Here is a 9,120-nt window from a genome sequence, read left to right on the forward strand (position 1 = left end):
AGTCAGGCCCCCACCATCCGCGTACCGCATAACACCGGCATACCGCAGGAATCACCCAACGTCACCCCCCGAACGCAACCCGAAAAGGTCAGTAGCCGATCGTCTGTGAGGCGCGTTCCCTACCACACCGCCATGATCGACGATCAGGAGCTCGACGTCTCCCTGCCTGCCGTGCACGAGCCCGTTAGGGAGTATGTGCGTGCGGCATGCTCCCGATGCGTGCTACGAAGTGCCCTCCATCCGCACGACAATGCCACCAGGCCGATGACTCTGCTTTGACCGGATGAACCCCTAGCTTATGCATCGGACACTCCGGCCATACGAGCCAGAATCGGTCAGCAATCTCGTCCTGCACTTCTTCCGCGACAGCAAGCAGAGAGTCGGCTGGATCATCACCGGCTGCCGCAGGAACTCCATTTCCACTGCTGAGAAGTGACTGGCCAGGCAAAGCTACCCTTGCCCTGGCTCCGTATTCTTCTTCGTCGAACCTCAGGTGCAGTCCGTCAATGAACCGGACTCCGGATAGGTCTGCTTGGACCCCCTGAAGTGCCATCTTGAGGTTGTCGATCCGATGGGGCGCGAGTTTGAAGCCGGGATCGAAATTAATGTCTTGCAGAAGCTCTGCCGCCAATCCTGCCGACTGAGGTCCTGAAAGATCGGCGGGCCTCGTTTCGATCAGCTGACGGACCGCTGGAGTTCCGCGACCCCAGTCAAAGAGGAAGCATGCGAGTTCTAGAGCAAGACTTGCTACCGGGCGCCTCTCTTGAAGGGCAACATATATTTTGCCACCGAGGTCGTCCATCGTGCGCTGGAATTCCTCTGTATCCACGCTTGCTCCCTATCTGGACTTGAATTGACGTTAGAAATGCTCGAATGGTCGCCCATTCTTGGGAAAACCGCTGGGCCGCCAGGGATTTTGCACCCTGGCCAGCCCAGCCGTTCAGCCGATCAGTAGATCAGTAGATCAGTAGATCAGTGGTAGGTTCCTCCTCCGGAGAAGCTTTGGCCAATACTGAAAACGTACTCTCTACCGCCATACCAGGCGTCACCCTCTGCCATGAAGAATATCGAGTCGCTGGGGTCGGACCAGCATGTCATTCCGTAGCAACGGAAGTATCCGCGCTTGTCGGGGGCATAGCCGTCATTCCCGTACCAGTTGGAATGGAATCCGTAGTCGCCCCACTCTGAGTGAGTGTAGCTGCCTCCGCCGAGTTTGACTCCCCAGTCGTAGAGGTCCCATTTCCACCCCTTGGTGATTCGCGCGTTTCTCCACCAGCCCCGGAAGTCGAGGTTCCACTGGAGCGAGCACTTCATGTGCCGACTGGAGTCGCACATTCTCTTCAGCGTTACACAGTCGTATTTCGTGCATTGGCGAACTACGCGTTCCTTGATGCGCCGGCCGTCCAGATCCATGTTGTTCACGGGATCTTGGCCCGCGTATTCGTATGCGTTGGCGCTTCCGTCAGGGATCGGATCGGTCTGGAGGAATCGTCCGGTGGCGGCGTCAAAGAGTCGGACGCCCATGAGGACGACGCTGTCGGGTGTGTCGGATGCCCGCTGCATGCTGCCGAGCCAGCCGTAGCGTGGAGAGTTGGTGGCGTTGCCGAATTCGTCGTAGGTGTAGGCGGTGGCTGTTGTGGTGCTGATGACGAGTTCGGCGCCGATGTCTCCGTGGAGGTTGGCGAACTGCAGCGTCGTGCCACCGGTGGCCGTGGTGGTGGCCGCAAGACCCGTCGCGACGCCGGCAACGTTGCGTGTGATGGTCCCTGAGGTGTCCTCGGCAATCCAGGCGGGACTGTCACTGCCGTCGTCGTAGCGGCTGGCCCGGCTGGCGGTCTGAGTCCAGGTGCTTCCGCCGTCGGTGCTGCTCATAACGGTGGAGGCGGCGAGGCGGTGAGCGGCGTCGAGGGCCCAGGTCTGCTTGGTGGTGCTGGTGGTTTCCTGGCGGACGAGGTCGTTGGTGTAGTAGGAGATGGCGGTACCGTTCGGCAGCGCGGTGGTGCGGCCGAACGCGTCGTAGATGTACCCGGTGTCGGTGATGCGGTCGGCGCTGTCGTAGGTGTGGGCGGCCGTCGTGGTGGTGGTCGTGCCGCTGGTGGCGTCGGGGCAGTCCGTGGTGCTCGCGTCGGTGGTCAGCGCGGTCCGGTTGTAGCTTGCGTTGCTGGCAAAGCCGTAGCTGCGAGTGGTGCAGGCGTTGCCGGTGTCGTCGCTCGCCTTTGTGATGCGATCGGCGGCGTCGTAGCTGTAGGTGCTTACGGTTGCGGCGCCGTTGTTCTCGATATGGCCGGCTTGCCGGCCGCCTGCGGTGTAGTCGGCAGTGTCGGTCAGGACGGGCGTCTTGCTGGAGTCGGCGTATGCGAGGGCCGTCTTGTCGCCCGCGGTGTCGTAGGTCTGAGTGAGGGTGTAGCTGCCGGGGAGGGTTTCGCCGGTGAGGTTGCCGTCAGCGTCATAGTTGGTGGCGGTGAAGGTACCGGCGACCGAGTCGGTGAGTGTGGCGGGTAGGCCGGTGGTGGCGTCGTAGGTGTAGGTGGTGGTGGAGGGGGCCGAGTCGGTGCGGCTGACCGGGCGGTCTGAACTGTCGTAGGCCGTGGATGTGGTGTTGCCGGTGCCGTCGTTGTAGGTCACCTGGCGGCCGAGTTTGTCGTAATTCGCCGTGACGGTCTGGCTGTTGGAGGTTGTGGAGGAGACGGTGCCGGTGGCGGTGTCGTAGGTGTAGGTCGTGGAGGGCGTGGAGGTGCCCGCCCCACCGGTCGTCGTGATGGTCTGGGGCCTCTCGGCGCTGTCGTAGGCCGTGGTCGTGGTGCGCGTGACGCTGTTCGCGGTCTCGGTCAAGGTCTTGACCTGGCCGTAGCTGTCGTACGTGTAGGTCTGGGTGGGCAGTTGGTTCGGGTTGCTGCCGCCGCCCGTGATGGTGCTCGCGGGGGTTTTGGTACACACCAGGCCGGCCCACTCCCGGCGGCCGGCGCAGGTGCCGGTTCCGGTGCCGGTGTAGTAGCTGGTCAGTGCGGTCTTGGCGTCGGAGCCGGAGGACGTCGGCTGGACTTCTTTGGTCTGGTTGCCGTCGCTGTCGTAGCTGTAGGTGGTGGTGATGGCCAGGCCCGAGGGGTCGGTGACCGTGGTCAGCGGCAGGCCGGTGGTCCAGTCGTAGGTGGTGGCGGTGGTCTGCTTGTCGCCGTCGGACGGGTAGAAGGGGACGGCGGCGCTGGTGGTGGTGGAGGTGAGCAGGTCGGAGACGTTGGCGGTGTCTGGACGGTTCTCGTCGTAGGCGTAGGCGGTGTGGGCCCGTGCCAGGGTCTCGTCTCCGGCCGCGAGATCGGCGGCGCTGGCCCCACCTGCCAGAGCGTGCTGCAGGGTGATCGTGTGCAGCGGCCCGTATACGTCGGAGGTCAGTTCGAGCCCGTCGTCGACGGTTTCGTAGGTCGTGCTGGTCGACAGCAGGCCGGCGGCGTCTGCGGTGGTGCTGGCATTCGCGATCGCGCCGGCCACCAGGGGGTCGGAGCTGGTGGTGGTGCCGAGGGCCAGTTCGCGGTTGGCTGCGGTCAGTTCGCGTGTGGTGTTGCCCAAGTCGTCGTACTCGGTGGTGGTGATGTGGCCGCCCGGACTCGCGGTGTTTACGTCCATGCCGTTCTTGTCCAGGTAGGTGATGGTCGCCTTGGTGTAGGCGCCGGACCCGAGGGCGGTGCCGTCGTGGCTGGACGGAACGGAGGTGGGCGGGAAGATGGCGGTGCCTATGGTGGGGTTGTCGGTCTGTGCCCAGTTCGCGGTGGCCGTGGCGGACAGGTCGTATGGGGCTGCTGAGCCGGAGACCGGGACGTCGTAGACGACGCTGGTGGTGGCTGTACCGCCGTCGGTGGTGCCGGTGGTTCCGGTCTGCAGGGTCGGGCGCGATGCGGTCAGCAGCATGCCGTCGCCCGCGTGGCTGTTGCTGCCGACCTTGTCGTAGGTGAAGGTCCACGGCAGCTGACCGGGCGGGGTCAGAGTGGTGACCCGGCTGGCGCTGTCGTAGGTGTAGTCGGTCTTCAGCGGGGTGGACACTCGCGGGTCCCAGGCATCGGCGAGCTGACCGCTGCTGGTGTAGTCGTACGCGGCGATCGGGGTGGCGGTGGCGGTCGAGGCGCCCGGGGCCGTGGCCCACAGTTTGATCTGCTGTACCTGGCCCGCGTAATTGCCAGGGGTGGAGGCAGTCGCGGTGGTGGACGGTGCGTAGACGAACTCGAGGACTCGGCAGCCAGCCATGGACGGGTCGCCCGCGCAGGTGGCCGCGGACACGGCGCTGCTAGGGGCGATGACGTACTGCGGCTCGGCCAGATACCCGCCGCCAGCCACCGCGACCGCATGCGAGACCACCGTCGTGGTGGTCGCCGAGTCGCTGCTGACCGTGTAGGACGAGGCGAGCTGCCAGGTCGTCGAGGTGCTCTTGGGCTTGGTAAAGGTGGCCGTGGTGCCGTCGGTGTCCTTCAGCGTGAAGGAGGATCCGGACAACGTGCCGGTCAGGGTCAGACTCTCGGAGCCCGGCTCCGGGGTCCACGTACCGGCAGTGGCGTCCAGCAGAGTGAACCCGGTCGAGGCACCGGAGGAGTCCACCACGGCAACGGAGCTGGCCGAAGTCGGTTTGATGTATCCCCAGTCGGCTGTGGCGGCCTTGATGCCAGAGATCCAGTTGGGGCCGAAGATCGCAACCTGGCCGTCCTGCCCCGACGCGCCCTGCGGGTCCCGGGAGGAGAACGTACGGGTCACCGATGCCCCGAACGCGGAGGCATCCGTGGCGTCCAGGCTGTAGTCACCCGTAAGCAGGTTCACGGAACCTGGACCGACGTTCTCGGAAATTACGTTGTCGGCCTGGCGGTCGACGGTGACGGTGGCCGGGCTGGTGGCGTAGGTGTTCGTGCCGTCGGTGAACAGCGCCCGAACCTGTACCGGGCCGTCGTCGGCCAGCTGGCTGGTGGCGGCCCAGTCCAGGTCGACGGGCTGCGAGGAGGCGGAGAAGGCCAGCGGCCAGGAGGACACCGCCGCACCGTCGGACGCCTTGGTCACGTACGTCAGCGGGATCGACTGCCAGCCGTAGGGGTCGGCGGACCCTATCTCGTACTGGTAGGTCACCCCCGTGAACGCTCCCGACTGCGTCGCCGCCAGCGTCACGTCGTCATCGGTGGTGTCGCCGGTCGTCGGCGAGTTCAGGCTGGCCTTGCCGACGCCGAAGGAGTAGGAGGTGGTGGAGGTGGAGATGTTGCCGCCGGAGTCGATGGTCTTCGCAGAGAGGGTGTGCCAGCCGTTGGCCGGGGTGATGTGGACGGTCAGCGGGTCTCCGCCGTTGCCGTCAGCCGTGTCGACCACCTTGTTGGGGACGGCCGGGTTGTCCAGGCCCCACTCGTAGCCCTGCCCGTCGCTCGATGAGGTGTCGAGTGTGCAGGTCGCGCCGCTGCTGGAGTTGTCCGTCCAGGCACCGGAGGGGTACGTGTCGCAGGAGATGGTGGGTGCGGAGGGCTTGGCGACGTTCGGCACGAAGTAGAGGTAGGACGACCAGGCGCCGTAGTCGGTGCCGTCGTAGCCGCGCACCCGCATCCGCAGGTGCGCGGCGGCCAGCTGACTCGCGGACGGGATGGTCAGCGTCGCGGTGCTGCCGGAGGCCACCGAAGAGGACGTACCGGTGTAGGAGTAGGAGGTCTCACCGCTGTACGCCGGGTCGTTGGTGATCTCGAACTGCGCCTTGACCGTGGAGCCGTCTGCGTCCGTCACCTTCGCCGACAGCGTCGGCGTGTACGTCGTCACGTACCGCTTGCCGTTGTAGGCGTTCACCGAGCTCGGCGAGATCGCGAGCGAACTCGTCGTCGGGTACGAGTTGTAGGTCACGACCAGCTTCGGCGCATAGCCGGAGGTGGTGTAGTTCGCCGACCGGAAGCGCCTCCAGGTGGTGGAGTCGCTCTCGCTGTCGGCACGGACCTGGAGGCCGTAGTTCGTCGAACCGTCCGCCCATGCCTGCACGATTGACTGCAGGTTCCAGTTCGACCAGTTCGCCGCGCAGCCGGTGTAGCCCCAGTGACCGGTGTTGGAGGCCATGCCTGTGGTCGTGGTCGACGGCTGGACGCCCCAGGTGATCGACGACGAAGACCACGAGGAGGTGATCCGTTTTGCGTCGGTGGCTGCCCCAGAAGTGGAGCAGGTCGCCGAGTAGTAGTTGTACAGCGACATCGTCGCCGACGTGATGTGCTTGCCCGTGAACTTCGATACGTCGAATTTCAGATACGAGCGTGCGGTGTCCGTCCCGCCGTCGTACGTGCCCGACTTCAACTCCTGTGAGGACACCTGAGAGTCGGGGTAGTCCGGGTTTTGCACCCATGTGTCCGTGGTCACTGCAAGGGTGGAAGTCGGGTCGACCGTCACCGGGTAGGTCGCGGTGGCCAGGAAATCCGTGTCCGGCGTCAGAACCAGGGCCTGCGAGCCGTCGTCCGCGGTCTCGACCTTCGTGGCGACCTGCTCCTGGTGCGCGGACTCACCCGAGGCCGGGTCCTTGCTGGCGTCCCACATCATCGGAGCCGGGGCCTCGGCCACCAGGTCGCCGGCGTTGTTCTTCAGCAGCAAGTGCCCGGAGTCGGCCTGGGACAGCTTCAATCCGTCCAGATTCAGCGGAATCCGGTACGACACGGCGTCGCCGTCCGGCTGCTGGGTGAGCTGTATGTTCTCCGAAAACCCCTGCGCCAGCGCGGTGACGGACAGGGTCTGGCCACTGCCCAGGTCGTAGGAGGCGGTGCTGTCCTTCACCTCGGGGGTCGGCAGCTTGTCCTGCCAGCCCAGCCCGAAGGAATCCTTGCCCTTCGTCACTGATGCCAGATCCTTGTCGCCGCCGTCCGAGACCGCGATGTCTGCGGCTGCGGCTTCGGGCGTCAAGTCCGCACCGGTGTCGGACAGTGAGGTGTCGATGTTCTTCCAGGTTCCGTCCTGCTTCACCCGGACCGGACCTGCGTATGCCTGGGTCTCCAGCTCTCCACTGGGCAGGGCGTGCGTCGTCGAGTCCGTCGTCCGGGCCGACAGCACCTCGATCTTCCGGTCTTGCAGACGGGCCATCAGCACTGCCGAAGCCTCGTCCTGTGCCTCCGCAGGACCCGACACGTTACTCGTGTCAGATGATGCGGAAACAGGTGACGCACTCGTCGTGTTGTCGGCGAACGCGAGCCCGCCCCCCTCGGCTGCCAGGGCCGTCTCAGCTGCCATGAGCATCACGACGCCGATGGCTATCTGTCGCAGCCGACGCGCTTGGTGCACGCGGCCCCTTCTTGGTCTGTGACGGGTCACAGGTCTGCGCACGATCAGGTCCCTCCCCTGACGCTCCGCCTTGCGGAGCCAACAGAAACGAACTGATCTTCACGGAAGGTCCACGGCGCGCCCACGGAGTCACTGGGGATGCTCTACTTAAACCTGGGAATTGACCAGAAAATACTAAAAGTTGCACTCCGACATGACCGCCCCACCGGTAGCTAATTGGGTGTTTTGCACTTTTCATGCTGCGCATGATCAACGGACGGGACGGCGGGCAGGTTCACTGAACCTCCTTAAGGCTTTCCTAAAAAATGAAAGAATGAGCGAATGAATCATCATGAAAGTAGCAAAATCCTTGCAAGATGCACATGGCGCGCCCTGAGGGGCAAATCTCCAAAAGATACCCAGTGAGCCCATTCCAACTTCAGGCGACAGTCAATCGGCGCTGCGTCACGGGCGTCTGGTAGACCCTGGCTATGACGTACTTGGCGGTGGTCGAGGGTGATGCGGGCGGATGGCGCATCGATCGGGATGTGCTGACAGATGCGATCCGTGCCCGGTGGTCCGGGGTCGAGATCGACTCGACGCAACGCAGTGAGGTGCGCAGCCTCATATGGCAGTTCGAGACGGAGAACGGCCCCGGTGAGGCGTATCTGCACGAGGACGGTACCTGCCTGTACATGGACGTCTGGCATGAAGACGCCATCTGGTTGGCGATCGTCTTCCGCAGGCTGACACCCATGGACCTTGACCTGGTGTTCTGCGATGAGGGTTACAACTTCGACGTCCGTCTGCAGGCCGGGACGACTGAGGCCGAATTGACGGACTTGGTGAATGCTGCGGGCTGATATCAGCCCGTGGCAGCGAGTTGGAGGACCAGGACGGCTCGGACGAGCCTGGTGATCCGGGTCGTCGAGCAGCGGAGTTTACGGAGAAGGGCGCCAGGACTTGAGGGTGGCAATGGCCTGCTCTACCAGTGAGCCGTTTCCAACTTCACGTGTCAGCAGGTCAGTTGGGCTGACAGACAGATGAAGCCCCTGGTAGATGGGTTTTCGACCAAGAGAACCATCTCCACCAGAGGCTTCGCATGCTTGTCTACCCGTCCGGCGTCGACGTGTCCACCTCTGCCCTGCGCTTCCTCGCCGCCCGCCTGAGGGAACACCGCCGCGCTCTCGGAACCCGTTGGCGGCGCCTGAACGCAGGACGACAGGCCCTGCTCACTCTCGCCCACCTGCGCAACGGCCAGCCCTACGCCCAGCTCGCGGCCGGATTCGGGATCGGCACCACCACCGCCTACCGATACATCACCGAGACCGTCAACCTCTTGGCCGCCCTTGCCTCTACCCTCGCCGAAGCCATACGAGCGGCGTCGACGAAGGCGTACGTGATACTGGACGGGACGTTTCTGCCGATCGACCGAATCGCTGCCGATCGCCCGTTCTACTCAGGCAAACACAAGAAGCACGGCATGAATGTGCAGGTCATGGCCGATCTGAAGGGGCGCCTGATGTGGGCTTCACCGGCCTTGGCCGGTGAAGCCCACGACGTCCGGGCCGCGCGCGAGCACGGCATCATCGAGGCACCCACCGAGGCCGGCATCACGTGCTGGGCAGACAAGGGCTACCAGGGCGCAGGCGGCACAGTCCGTCTTCCTTACCGCGGCCGATGGGACAGCCTCTCCACCGGTCAGCAGGCCGTCAACCGGTCCCATGCGAAGATCCGTGCACTGAGCCTTTTCCAACCTCCTGTGCGGGCTGAGCAGTTGGCCTAACCTCGCGCTTTCATGAAGCGGGCTGTCCGGCAGGCGGTCAGGGAAGCAGAAAGTGCCTCTGACCAGCGAGAATGAGGATTGCTGAGGTCCTTGTT

3 protein-coding genes and 2 pseudogenes are annotated in these 9,120 nt (G+C 64.4%); 2 read left to right on the forward strand and 3 right to left on the reverse strand.

Going from position 1 to position 9,120, the window contains the following annotated elements:
• Positions 1 to 184: 184 nt before the first annotated feature.
• Both ABZT06_RS49910 and ABZT06_RS49915 read right to left on the reverse strand, forming a co-directional pair.
• Positions 185 to 829, reverse strand: a complete 645-nt coding sequence (locus ABZT06_RS49910) for a hypothetical protein (RefSeq protein ID WP_355756429.1) — start codon at positions 827 to 829, stop codon at positions 185 to 187.
• 143 nt (positions 830 to 972) lie between these two features.
• Positions 973 to 7,062: a DNRLRE domain-containing protein gene (locus ABZT06_RS49915; protein ID WP_355756432.1), complete on the reverse strand. Its 6,090-nt coding sequence runs from the start codon at positions 7,060 to 7,062 to the stop codon at positions 973 to 975.
• 668 nt (positions 7,063 to 7,730) lie between these two features.
• Between ABZT06_RS49915 and ABZT06_RS49920 the strand changes: the two genes are divergently transcribed.
• On the forward strand, positions 7,731 to 8,102 hold the full coding sequence (locus ABZT06_RS49920; RefSeq protein WP_355756435.1) for a hypothetical protein: 372 nt from the start codon (positions 7,731 to 7,733) through the stop codon (positions 8,100 to 8,102).
• 2 nt (positions 8,103 to 8,104) lie between these two features.
• Here the strand turns inward: ABZT06_RS49920 and ABZT06_RS49925 are convergent.
• Positions 8,105 to 8,234: pseudogene (locus tag ABZT06_RS49925) on the reverse strand (IS5/IS1182 family transposase); the annotation flags it as partial.
• A gap of 107 nt (positions 8,235 to 8,341) precedes the next feature.
• On the opposite strand from ABZT06_RS49925, the pseudogene ABZT06_RS49930 reads away from it, so the two are divergent.
• Positions 8,342 to 8,983, forward strand: a pseudogene (locus ABZT06_RS49930) (transposase family protein); the annotation flags it as partial.
• Positions 8,984 to 9,120 lie beyond the last annotated feature (137 nt).

Origin of the sequence: Streptomyces sp. NPDC005483 (assembly GCF_040606035.1) — a bacterium.
GTDB lineage: Bacteria > Actinomycetota > Actinomycetes > Streptomycetales > Streptomycetaceae > Streptomyces.